This is a genomic window from Rothia sp. QJM3NY_36 (genome assembly GCF_056173115.1).
Genome location: NZ_CM149658.1, coordinates 2,188,264 through 2,210,605, shown reverse-complemented (window position 1 = coordinate 2,210,605; position 22,342 = coordinate 2,188,264). Strand labels below are relative to the sequence as shown.

The following is a 22,342-nucleotide window of genomic DNA, read 5'->3' as shown; positions in this document are numbered from 1 at the left end:
CAAAGGTGCGAGTGATTGATGAGCCGAAGCCCCGGCCTGGTGTTCCAGGACCGGGGCTTCGGTGCGTTCGGCTCGTGCGGCCTCCAGCGGCTCGGCGATGGCGGCGCGTCCGCCATCGGCGCGGATGCGGTGAGGGTCAGTGCGTCCAGCCCTGGATCAGGCCCATCCCGAAGTAGGCCAGGAAGGCCAGGGACACCAGGTACATCAGCGGGTGGACCTCCCGGCCGCGGCCCTGCACCAGGCGGATGAAGGTGAAGGAGACGAAGCCCGCGCCGATGCCGTCGGCGATCGAGTAGGTGAACGGCATCATCGCGATGGTCAGGAAGGCCGGGATGCCCAGGCCCCAGTCGTCCCACTGCACGTGCACGGCCTGGCGGACCATGAGGAAGCCGACCACGACCAGCGCCGGGGCCACCGCCTCGAAGGGCACGATGTTCACCAGCGGGGAGAAGAACATGGCCGCCAGGAACAGCAGGCCGGTGACCACCGTGGCCAGGCCGGTGCGCGCGCCCTCGCCGATGCCGGTCGCGGACTCCACGAAGATCTGCGAGGACGAAGCGGAGGCGCCGCCGCCGGCCACCGAACCCAGGGCGTCCACGGCCAGCACCCGGTTCATCCCGTAGATGTTGCCCTGCCGGTCCACGGTCCCGGCCTCCGTGGCCAGGCCCACCGAGGTTCCCATCGCGTCGAAGAACACCGAGAGCAGGATCGCGAAGACCAGCAGGCTCGCGGCCATCGCCCCGAGGGAGGTGAAGCCGCCGAACAGATCCACCGCCCCGACCAGGGACAGATCCGGCAGGCTCAGCCACTGGCTGGGCAGGGACGGGGCGACCAGGGACCAGCCGGTGGCGGAGTCCGCGGAGGTCCCGGACGGGGCCACGGCCTCGAGGATCACCGCGAGCACGGTGGAGGCGATGACCCCGATGAGGATCGCCCCGCGCACCTTGCGGATCATCAGGGCGATGGTCAGGAACAGCCCGACCAGGAACACCAGGATCGGCCAGCCGATTAGCTGCCCGTCCACCCCGAAGGTCACCGGCACGGTGGTGCCCGCGGCGTCCGGGGTGCGGCGGATGAAGCCGGCGTTGACGAAGCCGATGAAGGAGATGAACAGGCCGATGCCGACGACGATCGCGACCTTCAGCGACTCCGGCACCGCGTTGAACACGGCGGTGCGGAAGCCGGTGAGCACCAGGACGAACATGATGACGCCGGCCCACACGACCATGCCCATCAGCTCCGGCCAGGTGAGGTTCGGCGTCGTCGCCATGGTCGCGGCGAGGAAGGCGTTGATGCCCAGGCCCGCGGACATCGCGAAGGGCTGCTTGGCGATCACGGCCATCAGGATGGTCATGATCCCGGAGACCAGCGACGTGGCGGCGGCGACCCGGGCCAGGCCGAGCTGGGAGCCGTTCGCGTCCGCGATCAGCCCGATGACCAGGGGATTCAGGACCACGATGTAGCTCATCGCGAAGAACGTGGCCAGGCCGCCGCGGATCTCGGTGCCCACCGTGGAGCCGCGGGCGGTGATGTGGAAGAACCGATCCAGGCCGCCGCGAGGCTGCGGCGTCGGGGTGTCGGCGGCGGGGGTGCGGCTCGGAGCCGCGGTGTCTTCAGTCATGGCGTGAAAATCCGTAGATACTCTCGTGGGTGCGGGGTCACCATGAGCGCCGGGATCGGTCGCGCCGCCGGGTCCGGGCGGGTGCGCCGGGGAGGGCGGCCCCGCCGTCGGGGGTGCATGGGCGCGGGATCCGGTGGTGCGGATCACCGCGCGAGCTCGAGTCTACCCCGCTTTTCCAGCCGACCCGGGAAACATCACGTCATCCCACATAAAGCCACACGAACCCACACTAGGGTGGGGTGACGGCGGGGATCCCCGCCGGCCGCGTGGAAAGGACGCCCGATGAGCGCTGCAACCCTGCTGAGGACCGTGACCGACCCCGTGCGACGCCGCCCCGCCGTCGCCGTGCTGGTCGGGGTGATCGCCGGGATCTTCTCCGGCATCGTGAAGTTCGGGTGGGAGGTGCCGTTCCCGCCGCGCTCACCCGAGCGGAACGCGACCAACCCGCCCCAGGCCCTGCTGGAGCTGCTGGGCATGTCCCCCGAGTCCACGCACCAGACCTACACCTACCTGGGCAACGACCTGCCGTGGGTCAGCTTCATCGTGCACTTCGCCTTCGCGATCTCCTTCGCCGTCCTGTACTGCGTGATCGCCGAGTACCGGCCCGGAATCACCCTGTGGCAGGGTGCGGTCTTCGGTCTGGCGGTGTGGGTGGCCTTCCACCTCGTGGTCATGCCGCTGATGGGCATCGTGCCCGCCCCGTGGGAGCAGCCCTTCGGCGAGCACTTCTCCGAGGCCCTGGGCCACGTGGTGTGGGCGTGGTCCATCGAGATCGTGCGCCGAGACCTGCGCAGCCGGATCACCGGCCAGCCGGACCCGTGGGTGCGGCAGCCAGGAGAGGCCGCGGGCTGATTCGCGCGAACCGTCGCTGGCGTGGGTTATGTATGGCTCATAGCCCACGTGGGTGACGGCTCGGTGCTGGGGAGGGAGGGTCGGTGAGGCCAGCGGGCTCGGTGCACCGCAGCTGCCACCAGCGCGACCACCCGCGGCACCAGCTGACCGCGGTAGGGCGCGAGTGCGTCCAGGTCTGCGGCGACCACGCGCACCTCCACGGCGTCCACGCTGCGGGTCGCCCGCTCCCGGGCGACGTCGCGGTGGACCTGCCGCGGATCCGAATGGTGCATCCCCTCGTACTGGACGCTCGTGCGACTGTACTCATCCCACAGATCTGGCAGCACCTCGCGCCCGTCTGCCCCGATGAGACGGTGATCCGTGATCCACTCGCCCACCCGGTGATCCTCCAGGAGCAGACGCATCCGCGTCTCCTGGGGTGAATCCACGCCCACGCGCACCCGGCCCAGCGCCAGCCGGGCCCGCCGCACCCCGCGGACCCCCGGGTGCTCGTCGAGCATCCTCCGCAGCTGCTCCACGGTGCACAGCGGCGGCACACCGGCGCGGATGCCGTGACGGTGTGTGCACACCAGACCGTCACCCACCGCGACCAGCGCCACCGGGTTGAGCATCCGCGCGAGGTCCAGGAAGGTGCGCGCCGGCGTCGTCACCATGACCTCCCCGACCATCATCACGTCCCCCGGACGGTACGCCGCCTCGGTGCCGACGACGCCTGGGCGACGCAACCGCGGCCTGCCATCCGTGCGCGCCAGATGCAGGAGGGTGCTGCGCGACAACGTTCCAGGCAGGCGCATCCCATGGAGCTGTGCGGCGGTCACCCCGCAGATCACGGCGTGCCCCGCCTGCGCGGCGACGACGGCGGCGACCTGCGCCGGCGTCGGCTCCGCCCCGGGGACGCAGCGGATGCCGCGGCGCAGCTGCCGCAGGTCCCCCGCGTACGCCCGGAACCGGGAGAGCCCGTGCCGTTCCAGTGCGCTCGCGGTGATCGGTGTGTTCAGCAGCGGCGTCGGGAGGGGCTGGGGAACTCTCATGCCCCGGTTCTACCGGGCGGGGCATCCGGTGAACGCCTCCGGATCCGCACGACGACGGCGCCCCTGTGGATTCCCAGCGGCATCTCAGGTGTGGATCCCCCGCTGCCGGAGCCTCCCGCCGCGCTCAGCGCCCCAGCCCTCCCGCGAACCGTCACTGGTGTGGCGTATGGGAGCATCAGAGCCCACGTGAGTGACGGTTCGGTACCGCACGCCGTCGTCATTCGGGCGGCTATGCTGACCTGGGCGGACCCGCCGCCGAGCACCCCAGGAGGCCGAGCACCCGATGAGCACCGACAGCACTCCCTCCGGCCCAGGCGCCTCCGCCGCCCCGGACCTCCCGCCGCTGGGCAGCGGAGCCCATCAGCACCGGCTGACCATGATCGCCCTGGTCGCCACACTGGGCGGCCTGCTGTTCGGCTACGACACCGGCGTCATCAACGGAGCCCTGCTGCCCATGTCCGCCGAGCTCGGGCTCACCGAGGTCACCGAGGGCGTGGTGACCTCCTCCCTGCTGTTCGCCGCGGCCATCGGCGCCCTGACCATCGGATACGTCTCCGATGCGTGGGGTCGACGCCGGACCATCCTCCTGCTCGCCGTGATGTTCTTCCTCGGCGCCATGCTGTGCGTGTTCACCCCAGGGCTGGGCCTGCTGATCGCCGGGCGGATCGTCCTGGGCCTGGCCGTCGGCGGAGCCTCCACCGTGGTGCCGGTGTTCCTCGCCGAGCTCGCCCCCTACGAGATCCGCGGCTCCCTGTCCGGGCGCAACGAGATGATGGTGGTCCTCGGGCAGCTGGCCGCGATCGTCATCAACGCGATCCTCGGGAACACGCTGGGGCACCTCGAGGGGGTCTGGCGGATCATGCTGGCCGTGGCCGCCCTGCCCGCCCTCGCCCTGTTCTTCGGGATGCTGCGGATGCCGGAATCCCCCCGCTGGCTGATGGCCCGCGGCCGCACCGATGAAGCCCTCGAGGTGCTCAAGACCGTCCGCTCCGAGGAGCGCGCCCAGGCCGAGGTCGACGACATCCAGCGCCTCGTGCACGAGGACCGGCAGGAGCGCGGGGAGGGCCTGCGCGGGGTCCTGACCAACCGGTGGCTGCTGCGCCTGCTGCTGACCGGCATCGCCGTGGCCGTGTTCCAGCAGCTGACCGGCATCAACGTGATCATGTACTACGGCCAGGTGGTGCTCACCGAATCCGGCTTCGGGCAGAACGCCGCGCTGGTCGCCAACATCGCCCCCAGCGTGATCGGGGTGATCGGCGCGATCATCGCCCTGTGGATGATGGAGCGGGTCGACCGGCGCACCACCTTCATCACCGGCTACACCCTGGTCACGGTGTTCCACGTGCTCATCGGCGCCGCGACCCTCGCCGTGCCCCAGGACAGCCCGGCCCGCCCCTACATCATGCTGGTGCTGATCGTCGGGTTCGTCGGGTCCATGCAGACCTTCCTCAACGTGGCCACGTGGGTGATCCTCTCCGAGATGTTCCCGCTGCACATGCGCGCCGTCGGCATGGGCGTGTCCGTGCTGTGCATGTGGGTGGCCAACGGCCTGCTCAGCCTGTTCTTCCCGGTGCTCATCGCCCACCTGGGCATGACGGCGTGCTTCTTCGGCTTCGCCGTGCTCAACGCCCTCGCGGTGCTGGTGATGTGGCGCTTCCTCCCGGAGACCCGCGGGCGCACCCTCGAGCAGGTGGAGGAGGACGTCGCCACGGGAGCGATCTTCGTCGTCCCGGGGCGCGAGGAGGACTGAGAGCGGCGGCACGGCCGTCCGCCGGTCCCGGTGGCCTCACCCGGCCCTGGAGCGGGTGAGGCTGCCGGGGGACCCCTCAGGGCGCTTACCCCGCGAGGATCGCGATCGCCTCGTACGGGGCCAGCTCCAGCTCGGAGGCCCCCTCAGCGAGGGCGGCCAGCCGCGCGTCGTCGTCGTGGACGTTGCCGATCAGCACCCGACCGGTGCGGAACTCCTCCGGCACGGCGACGGCGGTGCTCTCGCCGTAGAAGTTCGTGAGCACGAGCAGGGCTTCCCCGGATTCCGACGCGGGCCCTTCCGGCGAACCGCTCTCCAACCGCCGGATGTAGGCGAACACGCTCGGGTGCTCCAGGGCCCACGCTTCGTAGGTCCCGTGCGCGATCAGCGGGCTCTCGTGGCGCAGCCGGATCAGCTCCCGGTAGTACGGCAGAATCCTCCCGGACTCCTCTTCCGCGGCCACGGAGATCGCCTCCTGATTGGTCGGACGCAGCCAGGGCACGGTCGAGGAGAACCCGGCGTGCTCGCTCGCATCCCACTGCATGGGGGTGCGGGCGTTGTCCCGAGCTTTGGAATGCACGACGTCGAAGGCGTCGGCTTCGCTGAGCCCCTGGGCGCGCAGGGTCGCGTAGGCGTTGCGCGCCTCCACGTCCGTGTACTCCTCGACCGAGGTGTAGACCGGGTCCGTCATCCCGATCTCCTCGCCCATGTACACGAACGGGGTTCCGCGCAGCAGATGGATCACGGTGGCGAGCATGGTCGCGGAGCGCTCGCGCCACACGGTCGCGTTGCCGAAGCGGTCCAGGGCCCGCGGCTGGTCGTGATTGGTCCAGAACAGGGCGTTCCACCCGTTCCCGGCCTGCATCCCCGCGGCCCACTCGTGCAGGGTGGCCTTCAGCCGGGAGAAGTCGAAGGGCATCAGCGTCCACTTGCGTCCATCCCGGTAGTCCACCTTGAGGTGGTGGAAGCTGAAGACCATGTCCAGCTCCTCGTTGTCCGGGTCCGAGTAGCCCACGCAGCGCTCCACCGTGGTCGAAGACATCTCCCCGACGGTCACCGAATCCCGATCCCGACCGAAGCTCGCGCGATTCAGCTCGCGCAGGTAAGCGTCGACGTCGGCGCCGTCGGTGTACATGCGCCGCCCGTCCGAGCCGTCACCCGCCGAGCGCAGCTGCGCGTCCTTGCCGATGAGATTCACGACGTCGAAGCGGAACCCGCGCACGCCCTTGGCGCGCCAGAAGTTCACGATCTCCGCCATCTCCGCCCGGACCTGCGGGTTGCGCCAGTTCAGATCCGCCTGGGTCTCATCGAACAGGTGCAGGTAATACTCCCCCGTGTCCCCGAAAGGCGCCCACGCCGGCCCGCCGAACTTGGACTCCCAGTCGGTGGGCAGGGAGCCATCCGCCTGGGGCGGGCGGATGATGTAGTAATCGCGGTACCTCCGCTCACCGGCGAGGGCGCACTGGAACCATTCGTGGGCGGTGGAGGTGTGGTTGAAGACCATGTCGAACATGACGCCGATGCCGTGCTCGCCCAGCCGGGCGATCAGCTCCTCGACGTCGTCCATGGTGCCCATCGCGGGGTCCACGGCGCGGTAGTCGGCGACGTCGTAGCCGTTGTCCCGCTGCGGGGAGGGAAAGAACGGATTGAACCACACCATGTCGACCCCGAGGGAGGCGATATACGGGATCTTCTCGATGACCCCGCGCAGATCCCCGACCCCGTCCCCGTCCGAGTCCCGGAAGGACTTGGGATAGATCTGGTAGATGACCTTCTCACGGAAGCTCACCGGGTTCTCCTCTCCTCGGGGCGACGGCGGGCGAAGTCGCGGAACCGGAAGCGGTCCGCGCGGTGGCGGGAGACCGTGAACTGGATGTCCGCGGTGTCCTCCAAGCTGGTGATGCTGGTGGTGGTCACCACGACGTCGGAGGCATCCAACCCCAGCAGGCGGCAGTCCTCGTCGTCGGCGGGGACCACCCGGATCTCCTTGACGGAGTACCCCAGGGACAGCCCGAGGGTGCCCTCCAGGTGGTCGTACAGGGAGTCCTGGGCGACCTGCTCGGTGATGCCGGGGGCCAGCGCGGTCACCAGATAGTCGTGGTCGATGATCACCGGCTCCCCGTCGATCACGCGCAGTCGAGCCACGTGGGTCACGGGCACCGGTTCCAGGCGCGCTCCTCCGTCGCGCAGACCGGCGAACGCGGCCACCGGCAGCATCGTCTGCTCGACGGCGAGCACGCGGTTATCCAGATCCAGGCCCTCGGCGAGGGAGAACTCCTTGTATCCGAGCAGTCGTGTCACCGGGAAGACGTAGTGGGAGCGCTCGAGGACCTTGGAGCCGCGCCCGGTGATCTTCTGGATCCAGCCATCCTCGGTGAGCTCCTGCAGGGCCCGGCGCACGGTCTCGCGGGAGGCCCCGTAGGAGGTGGCCAGCTGGTGCTCGCTGGGGAGGAACCCGCCGACGGGGTAGGTGCCGTCCTCGATGCGGGCGCGCAGATCCCGATCGATGGCAGCCGCCTTGCCGGTCATGTGGTTCCCCCTGGTCGTGCCTACCTGTCTAGACACCACTGTGCTCCCCGCTGCCCACCTGTCCAGACAGGTGGGCAGCGGGGAATGTCGCGGCCCGGGGCAGCGCGTCCAGGGCTCAGGCGGCCGCGGTCGTTCGATCCGGCAGCAGCTCGAAGCGCTCCGGGTGGAAGGTGCCGTTGGCCTCCCGGAAGGCGTACCCGAAATCCGGCCAGATCAGCGTCAGCCGACCGGTGCGCGGATCCAGGTACCAGGAATCGCATCCGCCGTCGGTCCACACGGAGCCGCGCGCCTTCCGGTCGATCTGCGCCACGTACTCCTCCTCCTGCTCCGGGATCGGGGTGAGCACGGCATCGTCGTGCTGCCCGGCGTAGTCCATCGCCCCCAGGATGTACTCCACCTGGGACTCGATGATGTAGACGATCGAATTATGCCCCAGCGAGGTGTTGGGTCCGTTGATCGAGAACAGGTTGGGGTACCCGGCCACCGCCGTGGAGTCCATCGCCCGCATCCCCCGGGACCAGTGCTCGGCCAGATTCACCCCGCCGAGCCCGTGCACCAGCCGCGCGAACGGAGGCTGGGCGGCCTCGAACCCGGTCGCGAAGATCAGCACATCCAGGTCGTAGCGGGCACCCGAGGCGGCCACCGCCGTCGAGCCCTGCACCGAGGCCAGCGCGGAAGCCTCCACCGTGGTGTTCTCCGCGGCCATGGCGGGATAGTACGTGTTGGACAGCAGCAGACGCTTGCATCCGGGTTCGTAGTGCGGCGTCAGCTTCTCCCGCAGCGCCTCGTCCTGCACCTGTGCGGCCAGGTGCGCGGCGGCCATCGCCTTGATCCCGCTCAGATACGGGTCGATGCCGCGGCGCGCCGGGTACGTGTTCTCCTGATTCCAGAACAGCTCCTCACGCACCCGACGGATGGTCGAGGGATCCCGTCGGAACATCCGCCTCTCCCCGTCCGTGTACTCCTTCACTGGGCGGGGGATCACCCACGCCGGGGTGCGCTGGAAGACCACCAGCTCCCTCGCCGCCTGCTGCGCCTCCGGCACCAGCTGGATCGCGCTGGCGCCCGTGCCGACGATGCCGACCCGCAGGCCCTCCAGTCGAATGCTCGGATCCCAGCGGGCCGAATGGCAGGCGCGTCCGGTGAATCCCTCGAGGCCGGGCACCTCCGGCAGGTGCTCATCGGCCAGGTGTCCGGTGGCCATGATCAGGTAGCGGGCCTCCACCTCACCCCCGTCGGTGCTCAGCTCCCATCGCTGGGTCCGTTCGTTCCAGGTGGCGTCCCGCAGGGCGGCGTCGAATCGGAAGTGCGGCGTGAGTCCCTCCTCGCGGGCGCACTCGCGCAGATACTCCTGGATCTCGGCTCCGGGGGAGAAGAGGCTGGTCCAGTCGGGGTTGGGGCGGAAGGAGAAGGAGTACAGGTGGGAGGGGACGTCGCAGGCTACGCCCGGGTAGGTGTTGTCCCGCCAGGTGCCGCCGAGGTCGCAGGCGCGCTCGATGATGAGGAAGTCCTCATCCCCGCGGCGCTTGAGGCGAATGCCCATGGCCAGACCGGCGAAGCCGGAGCCGATGATCGCGGTCTTCACTCGGGTGGGACCATTGCCCGGGGCGGTGCCTGGCTCGGTGTTCGCGGGGGTCGGGGTGGTGATGTGGGTGTCGGCGGTGGTGGTCATGGTGTGCTCCTGGAGGTTGGGAAGTCCGCGGCCGAGGCTGGGCTCCGGCGGCCGCCGGACTCGAGCGGGGTCGGGGTCGATGGGGTCGTCTGCCGGGGTCACGGCCTCGGCGCGGGGATAAGGGTCCCCGCGTCATGGCGCTGAGGGTCGTCGAGGAATCCCTGCACATGGAAGCTGATCTCGGATGGCCGTTCCAGAACGGAGGCATGGCCGGTTCCGATGACGGCCAGACGTGCGTCCCGGATGGCGCCGAACAGCTGCCGCTGGTGGCGCAGCGGCACCATCTGGTCGTCTTCCGAGCCGATGATCAGCGTGGGGTGCGGGATCGCCTCCGCCTCCTCGGTGATCTGCACGCGCCGGTTCAGCTCCATCTGCGCCGCAGTGAACGGGGTGAAGGCCTGGGCCTTCAGTGCGGGAGCGATCTCCGCCATCGTCTTGCCTGCGAGGAAGGGGCCGCCGAAGGCGCAGAAGGCCGTGTACTCGGCGAGGGCCTCGTGGTCCGCGGCGTACAGACGGGTCCAGACGTCGTTGCGGATCAGCTGCTGCAGGTCCGTGCGCGCCCAGCCGTTGAGCAGCACGAGCCGTCCGATCAGCTCGGGCCGTCTGGCGGCGACGGCGGTCGCCACGCACGCGCCGAGGGAGTATCCCAACAGGGTCACGTGGCGGCCTTCGACCTGCGCCGCCTCGAGCACCGCGATGACCTGCAGGGCCAGGTCTTCCAACTCCAGGGTCCGCAGAGCGGACTCACCTGCCGGGGCGGTGGTGCCCTCAGGGGCGGTCCAGTCCACGGCCAGAGTCCGCTGACGCGTCGCCAGGACCGGGAAGAGGAAGCCGAAGTTCGCGGCCGTGGAGCCTCCGGTGCCGTGGACCAGGAGGATGACGTCGTCGCGGTCGTGGGCATCGCGGGAGTCGTACCAGGTGACGTCGACGGCGGAGCCTGCGCTGTCCTGAGTCTGCACGGTGTGGGCGAGGGATGGGAGATCGTCGTACATCGGGTGGGCCTCCTGCGGCGTCGAAGGTGGTCGGAGTGACGGCCCTTGGGGGCGTTGGCCCCTCCGACTCGGGGCCGCGGCTTCGCTGCCGCGGCGCCGGGGGTTCGGAGCGGGGTCCGTCGCGGCCGTCGTGGTGATATTTCTACGACGGCGTAGTCTGCATCACAAGAGATGGCGGATCATCGGAAGTCAGCTCTGCGGACTCTCTGCTCTGCACGGAAGGAGGCGCGATGGCATCAGCACCGACGCGGGGCCCCGGCACCGTCCCCAAGATCGCTGCGATCCTGGACGCCCTGGCTGTGGCGGGGCAGGACGGGGCGCGGCTGAAGGACCTCGCCGAGCGAACCGGAATCGCCCGCCCCACGGTGCACCGCATCCTCGGTGAGCTGGCGGCCGTCGGGCTGGTGCGGGCCACCGCTCAGCGCCGGTACGCGTGCGGACCGAAGCTGTACGCGCTGGGTCTGGCGGCTCCCGGACCGGTGCTCAACGCCGACCGCATCCGGCACGAGGCGCAGCGGCTGTCCGGGATCTGCGGAGACACCGTGTACGTGGGGGTGCGCCACGCGGACGGCGTCAGGTACGTGACCCGCACCAGCGGCACCTACCCGCTGCGGGCGTACGCCATCGACCCAGGGGACATCCTGCCGTTGAGCAACACGTACTGCGGCCTGGCGATCCTCGGCACCCTGCCGGCCGTCGAACAGGAACGGGAGCTCGGCCAGTGGCGCAGCCGCCGATCCCCCGAGTGGGTGGCCGCCTCCTCCGCCAAGCACGAGGCGATGATGCGCCGCGCTCTGGCCGACGTCGCCGACCTCGGATACGCCGCCGGTCCCAACCACGTGGTCCCGGAGCTGTCCGGGCTGTCCCTGCCGGTGCCCGTGTACGACGCCGCCGGGGCTGCGCTGGCCGCAGTGAGCATCTCCGCCGTGCACTCGCGTCTGAGCCCGGAGCGCATCCGAGGGATCCTGCCCTCCATGCGCGAGACCGCCGGGCGCCTGGCCGAGAGCATCGCCCTGCCCTGAGGGCGGGGTGCGGTGGTGTGTGTCGTCGGACGGTCACCTTGCCGAGCCGTCACTCACGTGGGCTCTGGGGTGCGCAGACCTCACCTGAGTGACGGTTCGGCGTCGCGCGCGGCGAGCCGTCGGCGGGCCCGGATGCTGACGATGGCGTGGGTGGAGCACAGGGAGAGGAACAGCAGCGCCAGACCCGCGAACCTCCACGCCCGATCGCGAGAATCCGCCGAGCCGTCACCAGCGGAGAACAGGGCCAGGCCGGTGAGGAGAAGGCCCGCTGCGCCGTAGAACCACGCCGTCCAGCCGAGCCGACGCGAGCGAGCCAGCGGCTGCTGGGCGGGGGTCGGCGTGGAGGCGCTCATCAGGAGGAGGAAGGACAGGATGAGGGTGAACTGCACCCAGATCTGAGTCAGAGCAGAGCCCCGGGCCACCAGCCCAGGAAGCGGGAGCCGAGCCCATTCACCACGATCACGGTGAAGGCCACGATCAACCCGGACAGCAGGAGCCTCCGCTCCCAGCGGTGGCGCCGTTCGGGACTCACTGATGCCGGTTTGATCGACTGCATGCCCCGAGGATAGCGATCGATGACGGCCGCTCGCTCAGTCCTCGATCTTGCCGATCGGCTCGCGCTTCTCCGCCTGGAAGCGGTCCTCGGTGCGCCCGTAGGCCCAGTACCCGGAGATGGAGATCCGCTCCCGGGGGACCTCCCGCTCCTTGAGGAGCCGACGCACCTGCTTGATGGACTCCCGCTCCCCGTGGGCGAAGACGTCCACGGTGCCGGGCAGCCACTCGCGGGACTGCATCAGCGCGGTCAGCCGGTTCGGATCCGCGCCGGTGCCCTCCTGCACCTTCCACACGACCTCGAAGCCCTCCGGCACCGAGGCGAACTCCTGGCGGTCCTCGTCGTGGTCCAGGGTGATGAAGGCGTACCCGCGGGCGTCGTCGGGCAGGGCCTCGATCGCGGAGCCGATGGCGGGCAGCGCCGAGGCGTCGCCGGCGAACAGGTGCCAGTCGGCGTCGGGATCCGGGGAGTACTTCCCGCCGGGCCCCATGAGCACCAGCTGGTCGCCGGGGGTTGCCTGTGCGGCCCACGGGGCGGCCAGTCCCTCGTCCCCGTGGGTCACGAAGTCGATGGTCAGGGTCTGCGCTTCATGGTCCACGGCGCGCACCGTGTAGGTGCGGGTCACGGGAACGTCCTCCGGCGGGAGGGTCTCCCGCAGGTGCATCATGTCGAAGGGGGCGCTCAGGCCCAGCTCCGGCTTGGCGAAGACCAGCTTGACGTACTGATCCGTGAAGCCGTTGTCCTGGAATGCGGAGAATCCCTCCCCGCCGAGGATCAGGCGCACCATGTGCGGGGTGAGCTGCCGTCGTTCGACGACCTGCAGGAGGGTCTGCGGCTTGGGCTTGCGCTGCGGGGCGGTCATGGGGACCTCCGATCCGATCGGGACGAGTAAGGCTCACCTCACCCTAACGCCCGCTCCGCGGTGCGCCCACCCGCGGCTCCCGCCGGCGGGGATGCCTCACCACCGCGAATTGGGAGCCGTCTCGGTGTTTGGGAGCGTCCTCGTGGCTCCCAAACGGCGAAACGGCTCCCAAACGGGCAGGCGCCCCGCCCGCAGGCGCCCCGCCCGGGGGCGTCAGGTGCGGACCCGCACCGCCTCGTGTTCGCCGTCGCGGTTGGCGCGCACCCAGCCCAGGGCGAAGGCCAGGACGATCACGACCACGGCCACCACGGTCGCGATCCCGCCGAAGGCCCAGGTCAGGCCCAGGGTCACCATGATCGGGGCGAGGATCGTGGTGCCGATCTCGAAGGGCGCGTACCCCACGTAGGCCACGCCGAACTCCTCCATGGTCCCGGACTTCATCCGCGGGTCCACGATCTTCAGCAGGGCGATGCCGGTGGCCACCGACGCCGTCGCCCAGCCCCACCCGAACAGGCCGCGCTCCAGCCAGGCCTGCTGGAACATCGCCGGGGAGAGGAAGCGGAACACCAGCAGGCAGTACACCAGGCCCAGCACGAACAGCAGAACCAGCGGCACCGCGTAGTCCACGACGATGGACGGCACGATCGAGGCGATGCCGAAGGCCACCAGGTAGTCCGTGGCCCCGCCGGAGATCGAGTTCACGGTGGTGCCGTCCACGTACGCGGAGGCCTTGGTGGCGTCCAGGATCAGGCGGAAGATGAAGCCGATCACGAAGGCCATCGCGAACATCGGGATGGAGATGCCCGTGGCGGTCTTGATCCCGTTGGTCACCAGGTACGCCACGAACGTCGTCCCGGCGATCACGGACAGGTGCAGGGCCAGCGGCTCCAGGGAGGATGGGGAGGAGGTGCCCTTCCCGATCGAGGGGCGCTCGCCGATGATCGAGATCAGGCCGGTGCGCACGTCGTCGGGCAGCTCCTTGTACGAGCCCATCTGGGAGGTGCGGCCCGTGGAGGAGCCCCACTTGGCGATGATGACGCCGCCGATGATCGCCACCAGCGTGCCGACGGTCGCGGAGGTGAACCCCAGGGTCGTGGCGACGGTGGCGTCGTCGTCCCCGTCCAGGGCCGCGCCCACCGCGGCGGCGGTGCCGAAGCCGCCGACCCAGCCGACCGGCATGATCATCCCGAACCAGTCCGGGGTGCCGAACAGCGGGACCAGCACGATCAGGCCGAACAGCACCGCGATGCCCCATTGGCCCACGTACATGCCGGTGGAGTAGGACCACATGGTCCGGGCGCCCTTGGCGACCTTCCCGGAGAACTCCATGGAGAAGGGCATGGCCGCGAACACCACGGCGATGAGGATCGAGGAGTACGCGTTGAGCTGGTCCGAGAACGGGATCCAGCCGAGCCCGGCCGGGCCGAACAGGATGCCCAGCAGACCGCCGGTGATCGGCGCGGGCAGCAGCAGATGCTGGGCGACGGGGATGAACCGGCGGATCAGCTTGCCGAGCAGCAGCAGACCGGAGATCCAGCCGATGTCCGAGAGCAGGGTGTACGGGGTGTAATCCAGGGGAGTCACCTTCCGGGTGCGGGCCGACGGCGGAGGCTGACGCGGCGTCGTCGTCGCGCGCGGGGCCGGCGGCGGGTGATCGGGGATGCCCGAACACCCTACTCGATGGTGCGAGCTTCGGTGCTCGATGACGCCCGGACCGCGCCCTGACCAGCGGATCCCTTTGGGAGGCGCGGCGGCCTGCGGGCGGCCGGGGCGCCTTCCGCGCGGTAGCGTGGGCCGAGAGAGGGCGGTCCGTCGGCGAGCGCCCCCATCCGAAGAGGAGGCCACCGTGCGACTGTGGAGCCTGCACCCGCGCTACCTCGACCCAAAGGGCCTGGTGGCCGGGTGGCGTGAGGCCCTGCTGGCCCAGAAGGTGCTGCAGGGGCGGACCACCGGGTATCGGAACCACCCGCAGCTGGCCCGCTTCCGCGCCTGCCCGGACCCGCTGGCGGGGATCGCGATGTTCCTGCGGGAGCTGCACGCCGACTCCGCTCGCCGCGGGTACCGCTTCGACGCCGCGAAGATCGACGCCGAGGCCCTCGCGCGCGCGCAGGCCCTGGACCCGATCCTGGTGAGCGCCGGGCAGATCGACTACGAGGCGGGATTCCTCGCCGAGAAGCTCGCCGTGCGGGACCCGGAGCGGGTTCCCGCGCTGCGCACCGACAGGGAGGCCGGGCGCATCAGCCCGCACCCCCTGTTCACCATCGTCCCCGGTCCCATCGCGGACTGGGAGAAAGCCAGGTGAGCCCCATGAGCACCTACACCCACGACGCCGTCATAGACCACCCGCGCTCGACCGTGACCGGCTGGTACGGCTCCCCCGGGGCCATCCGACGGCTCACCCCGGAGTTCAGCGGCACCGTGCTGCAGGAGCCCACCGACGGGCTGGACCGCGGGTCGGTGACCAAGCTGCTGATGGGCCTGCCGTGGGCGGAGACCTTCCTGCCCGGTTCCCTGCACGCCGGGGTCCGCTGGACCGCGGTGCACACCGAGCACACCCCGGGGGAGACCTTCACGGACGTCATGGACCGCGGGCCCCTGCGCTCCTGGACCCACCACCACGTCTTCTCCGACGCTCCCGGGGGCGCCCGGGACGGCGACGGTGAGGTGGAGGGCGGCACGGAGGCGGCGGCCACCCGCGTGCACGACGAGGTGGACTACGAGCTGCCGGCCCGACTGGATGCGAGGATCGGGTTCAGCGTCCGGGAGATGCGGCGGCAGCTGGAGCGCGTCTTCGAGTACCGGACCCGCCAGACTCGCGCTGACCTGGACTTCCACGCCGCCCTGCGCGGGATCCGCCCCGAGCCGATGACCGTGGTGATCGCCGGGGCCTCGGGGCTGGTCGGCACGCAGCTGAGCGCCCTGCTGCGCGCCGGCGGGCACCGGGTCATCACCCTGCAGCGCCGGGAGGGCCCCTCGGTGCGCCTGGACGCGGACGTCATCACCTGGGATCCGGCCCACGGGGTCCTGGACCCGCAGCTGCTGGCCGGGGCCGACGCCGTCGTGAACCTCTCCGGGGCGGGCATCGCCGGGCGCTTCACCGACGCCCACCGCCGGGCCGTGCTGCATTCCCGGCTGGACGCCACCCGGACCCTGGTCACCGCGATGACGCAGGCGGCGGGCGAGGACGGGCCGATGACCCTGGTCAGCGCCTCGGCCTCCGGGTACTACGGCCACGACGCCGGACCCGTCACCGAGGCATCCCCGTCCGGAACGGATTTCCTCGCCGAGGTGTGCCGCCGCTGGGAGGCCGAGGCCCGCCGCGCCGAGGACTTCGGGATCCGGGTGGCCCTGGTGCGCACCGGCCTGGTGCTCAGCGCGGCCGGCGGTCTGCTGGGTGTCCAGCTGCCGCTGTACCTGGCCGGGGCCGGCGGCCCGATGGGCGGGGGTCGGATGCGCCAGCCGTGGATCTCCCTGCACGACCTCGTCCAGATCTACGCCGTCGCGCTCGCGAACCCGGAGATCTCCGGTCCGCTCAATGCCGCCGCCCCGAACCCGGTGACCCAGCGGGAGTTCGCCCGCACCCTGGGCCGGGTGCTGCGCCGCCCCGCCGTCGTCCCGACCCCCGCCGCGGCCCCGGCGGCCGTGCTGGGCCGGCAGGGCGCCCGGGAACTGGCCCTGGCCGACGTCGCGATGGACCCGGCGGCGCTGCGGGAGGCCGGGTACCGCTTCCGCTTCGAGGACCTGGAGGACGCCCTGCGCCTGACCCTGGGCCGCTTCGTCTGACCCCGGCCCCGCCCGACCTTCTCGCGACCCGGCGCATCCGTTCCCATACCGCCTGGTCCCTCCCGTGACCCGGCGCAATCGTTACCACTTCCGCCGAAACCGGGTACGAAAGCACCGTCTCGGTGACGGGTGGGTGCGGGAGTGCCGTCTCGGCGAGGCGGGCCCTGAGCTTCTTCCGTGACCCGGCGCAATCGTTCCCTTTCTGGCTCGTCCCTGCCGCGACCCGGCGCATCGGTTCCCACTTTCGCCGAAACCGGGTACGGGAGCGCCGTCTCGGGGGCGCTCGCGCTGGTAGGCTCGCATGTGCCGTGTCACGCCGATGCTCCGAGAGGCCCCGCCATGACCCCTGAGCCCTCCCGCCGCCCCCTCCGCGAACGCCGCGACCGTCGCCCCCGCCGTCATCACCGTCAGGCCCCCGACGCCGCCGGGCACCCCGTCACGGAGCCGACGCCGCGCACGGCCGCGGGCGACGTCGTCGCCAAGCAGCGCCTGCCGCACACCGAGTCCAAGCGCTCCATCCTGCTGGGGTCGCTGTTCCTCATGGCGACCTCCGCGATCGGCCCCGGATTCATCACCCAGACCGCCAACTTCACGGTGCAGCTCGGGGCGGCCTTCGCCTTCGCGATCCTGCTCTCGATCCTCGTGGACATCGCGGTGCAGCTGAACGTGTGGCGGGTCATCGGCGTGTCCGGGCTGCGCGCCAACCAGCTGGCCGGTGCCCTGGTGCCGGGGCTGGGCGCGGTGCTGGCGGCCTTCGTGGTCTTCGGCGGCTTCGTGTTCAACGTCGGCAACGTCGCCGGCGGCGGCCTGGGGCTGAACGCCCTGCTCGGGCTGGACCCCACCTGGGGCGGGATCCTCACGGCGGCCCTGGCGGTGACGGTGTTCCTGTCCCGGAAGGCCGGGGCGGCGCTGGACCGGATCGTCGTCGTCCTCGGGGTGGTGATGATCCTGATCACCGGGTACGTCGCGGTGGTCTCGAATCCGCCGGTGGGGGAGGCGCTGCGCCAGTCCGTGGCCCCGGACGTCATCGACATGGCTGTGATCATCACGCTGATCGGCGGGACCGTGGGCGGGTACATCACCTACGCCGGGGCGCACCGGATGGTCGACGCCGGGGTGCACGGGGTGGAGGAGGTCCGCTCGATCTCCAACGCCTCCGTGGTCTCCATCGTGGTCACCGGGATCATGCGCTTCCTGCTGTTCCTGGCGATCTTGGGGGTGGTGGCCGGCGGGGCGCAGCTGGCCGGTGGAAATCTCGCCGCCAGCGCCTTCCAGCACGCGGCCGGGGAGGTGGGGCTGCGGCTGTTCGGGCTGATCCTGTGGGCCGCAGCCATCTCCTCGGTGATCGGGGCGGCGTACACCTCGGTGTCCTTCATGGTCCCGCGCACGGCTCGTCCCCTGGTGCGCAACGGGCTGACGGTGGCGATGATCGTGGTCTCCACCATCGTGTTCGCCTCCCTGGGCACGGCCCCGGCCAACCTGCTGATCATCGCGGGGACGGTCAACGGGCTGATCCTGCCCGTCGGCTTCACGGTGATCCTGGTGGTGGCGATCTTCCGACGCCGGGATCTCCTGCACGGGTACCGCTACCCGGCGTGGCTGATCGCGGTGGGCGTGGCGGTGTGGGCCCTGACCCTGTGGCTGGGTGCCAACGCCGTGCAGAGCCTCGGGAAGCTGTGGGGTTGACGGGGTCCGCAGCGGTGCGACGGCGCGGCGAGCGATTCCAACCAGCGGCCGCTCGGCCGGACCAGGGCCCCGAACCGCCGTCGCGCGGGGATGATTGCGCGGCCCGATCAGCGCGGCGCCTCGGGCGGCGGGTCAGCCGGTGATGCGCCCCAGCTGCGTGCCCGCGGCGACCTTGGCCCCCGGCTCCAGCTCCGCCCGGTGGAACACCCCCGCTCCCGGAGCCTCCACCGGCATCTCGGTCTTCATGGCCTCCAGCACCGCGAGCCGCTCGCCCTCGGCTACCTGGGCGCCGTCCTCGGCGACCCAGCGCACCAGGGAGCCGGCCAGCGGGGCCTCCACGACGACGCCGCCCGCGCCGTCGGCCGCCCCCTCACCAGAGTCAGCGCCCCCGGAACCGCCCGCACCCGCGGAAGCGCCGGACCCCGCCGAACCGCCCGAGGCACCGCGCCCGCCCGGCGCCGCGGCCAGGTGCCGGCCCAGCCCCTCGCCCAGGGCCGCCAGAGCGGTCTCGGGCAGGCGCACCCGCAGCCTGCGGCCCTCCACCTCCACCGCGGCCGCCACGCCAGCGGGGCCGGAGGAGCCGCCGTCCTCGCCCCACGGGTCCGCGAACCGGGGCGCGGCGTAGCCGCCGTCGGGCTCGAGATCCGGGGTCAGCGTCTCCTCGATCCACGTGGTGTGCACCCCGAAGCCCTCCGCCTCCTCGGCCGCGAACTCCGGGCGTGCCAGCACCGCCCGGTGGAAGGGCAGGGTCGTGGCCACCCCGTCCACCGCGGCCTCCCGCAGCACCGTGCGCGCCCGGGCCAGCGCCTGCCGGCGGGTCGGGGCGGTGACCACCAGCTTGGCCAGCAGGGAGTCGAACTCCCCGGCCACCGTCGTGCCCGGACCCACCCCGGCATCCACCCGCACCCCGGGACCGCCGCCCAGGGCCAGCGCGCGCACCGCGCCCCCGGCAGGCAGGAAGCCGCGGCCCGGATCCTCGGCGTTGATCCGGAACTCGATGGCGTGCCCGCGCGGTGCGGGCGCCTCGTCGAAGGGCAGGGGCTCCCCGGCGGCGACGTCCAGCTGCAGCCCCACCAGGTCCACCCCGTAGGCCTCCTCGGTGATCGGGTGCTCCACCTGGATGCGGGTGTTGACCTCCAGGAAGCTGATCAGCCCGTCCGCGCCCACCAGGAACTCGCACGTTCCGGCGTTGACGTACCCGGCCTCCCGGAAGATCGCCGCGGCCGCGCCCTCGAGGGTGCGCCGCTGCTCCTCGGTGAGGAAGGGCGCGGGTGCCTCCTCCACGAGCTTCTGGTTGCGCCGCTGCAGGGAGCAGTCCCGGGTGCCCAGCACGACGACGCCGCCCGCGGCATCGGCCACCACCTGCGCCTCCACGTGCCGGGGCCGCTCCAGGAAGCGCTCCACGAAGCACTCCCCGCGCCCGAAGGCCCCGCGCGCCTCCCGAGCCGCGGCCTCGAAGGCCTCCCCCACCTCGTCGACCTCGCGCACCACGCGCATCCCGCGGCCCCCGCCTCCGTGGGCGGCCTTGATGATGATGGGCAGCCCGTGCTCCTCGGCGAAGGCCCGCGCCTGGGCGGCATCCTCCAGCGGGCCGTCCGTGCCCGGGGCCAGCGGGGCGCCGGCCGCCCGGGCGATCTCCCGCGCCCGGATCTTGTCCCCCAGCGCCTCGATGGTCTCCGGGGACGGGCCGATCCACCGCAGACCCGCCGCGATCACGGCCCGGGCGAAGCCCGCCGACTCGGCGAGGAACCCGTAGCCGGGGTGCACATCCGTGGCCTCGGCGCGCCGGGCGATCTCCAGCAGCTTCCGCTGATCCAGGTACGTCTCGGCGGGGGAATCCCCCTCCAGGGCGTAGGCCTCGTCGGCCAGGAGCACGTGCGGCGCCTCGGCGTCGGCATCGGCGTACACGGCGACGGTGCGGATGCCGCGCTCGGCGCAGGCGCGGATGATCCGCACGGCGATCTCGGAGCGGTTGGCGATCAGGACGGTGCGCATCGGCTCTCCTCGGTGGGTGCGGCGGTCTCGGGGGAATCGGGGCGGGCGACGCTGGCGGGGTCAGGCGAATCGGGGCCTGCGACGACGCCGGCGGGCTGGTCGGCGGGTGCGGCCGGGGTGATGGCGGGCGGCTCCAGCACCACGCGCGTGCCCGGCGGGGCCTGGGCCAGCAGCCGCAGGTGCTCGGGGGCCACGAGACCGAGGACCGGGTAGCCGCCGGTCACGGGACGGTCGGCCAGGAACACCACCGGGTGCGCGTTCGGCGGGATCTGCACGGACCCGCGCACCAGAGGTTCGGAGGCCAGCTCCGCCCCCTCGCGCTCCGGAGTGCGACGCAGCCCGGCCGCGACGGCGCCGGAGCCTGCGGTCTGAGCGGCGTCAGTGCGGGCGGCATCGGCGTCGGATGAGGACCCCCGCCCGGACGCCGGCCCGCGGTCCTCGACCCCGACAGCCCCGACGGCGTCGGCGGGTTCGGGCTCTAGGCGGGCCGCCACCCGATCCGACTGCTCGGCCACCCGCCACACGCTCCGGTGCAGGGCGGCCATGGAGTCGTCGGCGAACCAGTCCGCACGCGGCCCCGGGGCCAGCGGCAGGCGCAGCACGGCGTCGTCCTCGGGCAGGGGCACCGGCGGGCACCACGGCTCGACGGCGGCGCGCGGGGTCGGCCCCACGGGCACCTCGTCCCCGCGGGTCAGGGGCGCCGGGCCCGCCCCGGAGAGGGTGTCCGTGGCCAGGGACCCCAGCACGGCCCGACCCGTGAAGCCGCCGCGCACGGCCAGCACCAGGCGCAGGCCACACCGGACCGGACCGATCTCCAGGGTCTGCCCGGCGCGCAGCAGGAAGGGCCGATCCAGGGGCGCGGGCCGCGGTCCCTGAGTATCGGAACCGGAGAGGCTCGCCTGCACTCGCGCTCCGGTCAGCGCCAGCACCGCATCCGGGGCGTCCTCCGGGACCATCACCCGCAGCCGGCCCAGCGCGTTCTCCAGCACGGCCGAGCCCGGCGGGTTGCCGACCAGCCGGTTGGCCGCGTGCGCCGCGAGGGGATCGGCCCACCCGGAGGGCCCGACGCCGAGGTCATCCAGCCCCGGCCGCCCGGCGTCCTGCAGCGTGGTGGACAGCCCCGGGGCGAGGATCCGCAGCCGGGCGGCGGTCTGCTCCGCCCCGGTGTCGTCCCGGACGGTGCGGGGCTCCGGAGTCTCGGCGGCCGCGCCGAAGTCCCGATCGGTCGCACGAGGTGAGCCGTCGGGGGAATCCTCCGCCGCCCCGCGGGGCTCGGCGTCGTCGGCGTCGTCGGTGATCTCCCGGAACCGCACGACGTCGCCGGGGGCGATCAGCGCTGGAGGGTCGCGGTCCACGTCCCACAGCGGGGCGTCGGTGCGTCCGATGAGCTGCCAGCCTCCGGGGGAGTCCTGCGGGTAGACCGCGGAGAAGGTCCCGGCCAGGGCCACCGAGCCGGCCGGCACCCGGGTGCGCGGGGAGTCCCGACGCGGCACCTCGAGCCCGCCGGGGCCTGTGGCGTCCGGAGTGCCGTCCGCTCCGCCGTCCGGGGTGAGGTAGGCGAAGCCCGGGGCGAAGCCAGCGAATCCGGCCCGCCAGCGGGTCTCGGTGTGGCGGCGCACCACCTCCTCGGGGGTGCAGCCCAGGTGCTCCGCGCAGGCGGTCAGATCCGCGCCGTCGTAGCGCACGGGGATCTCCACCACGCGCTCCCGGTCTGCCGGCGCCTGCGCTCCCGGATCCTGGGCCGTGAGTCGGCCCAGGTGCCGGGCGAGGCGGGTGCGGGCGGCCTCGTCCAGGGGTCGGTCGAAGCGCAGCAGGAGGGTCCGCGCGGCGGGCACGGTCCCGGCGCGCCCGGCCAGCAGGTGCTCCGGCGGATCGGCGAGCACCCGTTCCCGCAGGTCCAGGACGGCGGCCAGGTCCGGCAGATCTGCGAGCACCGCGCGCGGGCCCAGCGCGTGCAGGGCAGGGGCGGCGTCGGCGGGTGGCTGCGGCACGGCACT

The 22,342-nt window shown here is 71.9% G+C and carries 17 protein-coding genes and 1 pseudogene; 6 read left to right on the top strand and 12 right to left on the bottom strand.

Annotated elements, in window-relative coordinates:
* Positions 1–136: 136 nt before the first annotated feature.
* Positions 137–1,621, bottom strand: a complete 1,485-nt coding sequence (locus AC0VXQ_RS09850; protein ID WP_224799571.1) for an NCS2 family permease — start codon at positions 1,619–1,621, stop codon at positions 137–139.
* 282 nt (positions 1,622–1,903) lie between these two features.
* On the opposite strand from AC0VXQ_RS09850, the gene AC0VXQ_RS09845 reads away from it, so the two are divergent.
* Positions 1,904–2,473, top strand: coding sequence for a YagU family protein (locus AC0VXQ_RS09845; RefSeq protein WP_058730530.1), 570 nt, complete (start codon positions 1,904–1,906; stop codon positions 2,471–2,473).
* Positions 2,474–2,499: 26 nt separating this feature from the next.
* On the opposite strand, the gene AC0VXQ_RS09840 is transcribed toward AC0VXQ_RS09845, so the two are convergent.
* Entirely contained in the window at positions 2,500–3,504 is a 1,005-nt protein-coding gene (locus AC0VXQ_RS09840; protein ID WP_475528578.1) for a hypothetical protein, read from the bottom strand.
* A gap of 238 nt (positions 3,505–3,742) precedes the next feature.
* On the opposite strand from AC0VXQ_RS09840, the pseudogene AC0VXQ_RS09835 reads away from it, so the two are divergent.
* Positions 3,743–5,254 (top strand): annotated as a pseudogene (locus AC0VXQ_RS09835) (sugar porter family MFS transporter); the annotation flags it as partial.
* 85 nt (positions 5,255–5,339) lie between these two features.
* Here AC0VXQ_RS09835 and AC0VXQ_RS09830 read toward each other — a convergent pair.
* From AC0VXQ_RS09830 to AC0VXQ_RS09815, 4 genes are all read right to left on the bottom strand, one after another.
* Positions 5,340–7,040, bottom strand: coding sequence for an alpha,alpha-phosphotrehalase (locus tag AC0VXQ_RS09830; RefSeq protein ID WP_061225712.1), 1,701 nt, complete (start codon positions 7,038–7,040; stop codon positions 5,340–5,342).
* Entirely contained in the window at positions 7,037–7,780 is a 744-nt protein-coding gene (treR, locus tag AC0VXQ_RS09825) for a trehalose operon repressor (protein WP_061225711.1), read from the bottom strand. The genes AC0VXQ_RS09830 and treR overlap by 4 nt, the downstream gene beginning before the upstream one ends.
* A 115-nt stretch (positions 7,781–7,895) precedes the next feature.
* Complete coding sequence (locus AC0VXQ_RS09820) at positions 7,896–9,452, bottom strand: flavin-containing monooxygenase (RefSeq protein WP_224799572.1); 1,557 nt, start codon at positions 9,450–9,452, stop codon at positions 7,896–7,898.
* A gap of 98 nt (positions 9,453–9,550) precedes the next feature.
* Complete coding sequence (locus AC0VXQ_RS09815) at positions 9,551–10,444, bottom strand: alpha/beta fold hydrolase (RefSeq protein ID WP_224799573.1); 894 nt, start codon at positions 10,442–10,444, stop codon at positions 9,551–9,553.
* Between the two features lie 230 nt (positions 10,445–10,674).
* On the opposite strand from AC0VXQ_RS09815, the gene AC0VXQ_RS09810 reads away from it, so the two are divergent.
* Complete coding sequence (locus AC0VXQ_RS09810; protein WP_129357628.1) at positions 10,675–11,466, top strand: IclR family transcriptional regulator; 792 nt, start codon at positions 10,675–10,677, stop codon at positions 11,464–11,466.
* Positions 11,467–11,546: 80 nt separating this feature from the next.
* On the opposite strand, the gene AC0VXQ_RS09805 is transcribed toward AC0VXQ_RS09810, so the two are convergent.
* The 4 genes from AC0VXQ_RS09805 to AC0VXQ_RS09790 all read right to left on the bottom strand — a co-directional run bounded on the left by AC0VXQ_RS09805 (position 11,547) and on the right by AC0VXQ_RS09790 (position 14,465).
* Positions 11,547–11,855 (bottom strand): hypothetical protein, encoded by a 309-nt coding sequence (locus AC0VXQ_RS09805; RefSeq protein WP_224799574.1) that lies wholly within the window; start codon positions 11,853–11,855, stop codon positions 11,547–11,549.
* Between the two features lie 11 nt (positions 11,856–11,866).
* The gene (locus AC0VXQ_RS09800; protein WP_224799575.1) at positions 11,867–12,022 is read right to left on the bottom strand and encodes a hypothetical protein; all 156 of its coding nucleotides are present in this window, start codon (positions 12,020–12,022) and stop codon (positions 11,867–11,869) included.
* A 34-nt stretch (positions 12,023–12,056) separates the two neighbouring features.
* Positions 12,057–12,881 (bottom strand): siderophore-interacting protein, encoded by an 825-nt coding sequence (locus tag AC0VXQ_RS09795; protein WP_100464872.1) that lies wholly within the window; start codon positions 12,879–12,881, stop codon positions 12,057–12,059.
* 213 nt (positions 12,882–13,094) lie between these two features.
* Positions 13,095–14,465 carry a sodium/glutamate symporter gene (locus tag AC0VXQ_RS09790; RefSeq protein WP_475528573.1) on the bottom strand — a complete coding sequence of 457 codons (1,371 nt, stop codon included), beginning with the start codon at positions 14,463–14,465 and terminating at the stop codon, positions 13,095–13,097.
* 262 nt (positions 14,466–14,727) lie between these two features.
* Between AC0VXQ_RS09790 and AC0VXQ_RS09785 the strand changes: the two genes are divergently transcribed.
* The 3 genes from AC0VXQ_RS09785 (at position 14,728) to AC0VXQ_RS09775 (ending at position 18,350) form a co-directional block, all read left to right on the top strand.
* On the top strand, positions 14,728–15,183 hold the full coding sequence (locus AC0VXQ_RS09785) for a pyrimidine dimer DNA glycosylase/endonuclease V (protein WP_224799576.1): 456 nt from the start codon (positions 14,728–14,730) through the stop codon (positions 15,181–15,183).
* A gap of 5 nt (positions 15,184–15,188) precedes the next feature.
* Positions 15,189–16,664 carry a TIGR01777 family oxidoreductase gene (locus AC0VXQ_RS09780; RefSeq protein ID WP_058743439.1) on the top strand — a complete coding sequence of 492 codons (1,476 nt, stop codon included), beginning with the start codon at positions 15,189–15,191 and terminating at the stop codon, positions 16,662–16,664.
* 339 nt (positions 16,665–17,003) lie between these two features.
* Positions 17,004–18,350 (top strand): NRAMP family divalent metal transporter, encoded by a 1,347-nt coding sequence (locus AC0VXQ_RS09775; protein ID WP_224799577.1) that lies wholly within the window; start codon positions 17,004–17,006, stop codon positions 18,348–18,350.
* A gap of 132 nt (positions 18,351–18,482) precedes the next feature.
* Here AC0VXQ_RS09775 and AC0VXQ_RS09770 read toward each other — a convergent pair whose 3' ends face one another.
* Both AC0VXQ_RS09770 and AC0VXQ_RS09765 read right to left on the bottom strand, forming a co-directional pair.
* Entirely contained in the window at positions 18,483–20,345 is a 1,863-nt protein-coding gene (locus AC0VXQ_RS09770; RefSeq protein WP_196826109.1) for an acetyl/propionyl/methylcrotonyl-CoA carboxylase subunit alpha, read from the bottom strand.
* Positions 20,330–22,336, bottom strand: coding sequence for a 5-oxoprolinase subunit B/C family protein (locus AC0VXQ_RS09765; RefSeq protein WP_224799578.1), 2,007 nt, complete (start codon positions 22,334–22,336; stop codon positions 20,330–20,332). The genes AC0VXQ_RS09770 and AC0VXQ_RS09765 overlap by 16 nt, the downstream gene beginning before the upstream one ends.
* Between the last annotated feature and the right edge of the window lie 6 nt (positions 22,337–22,342).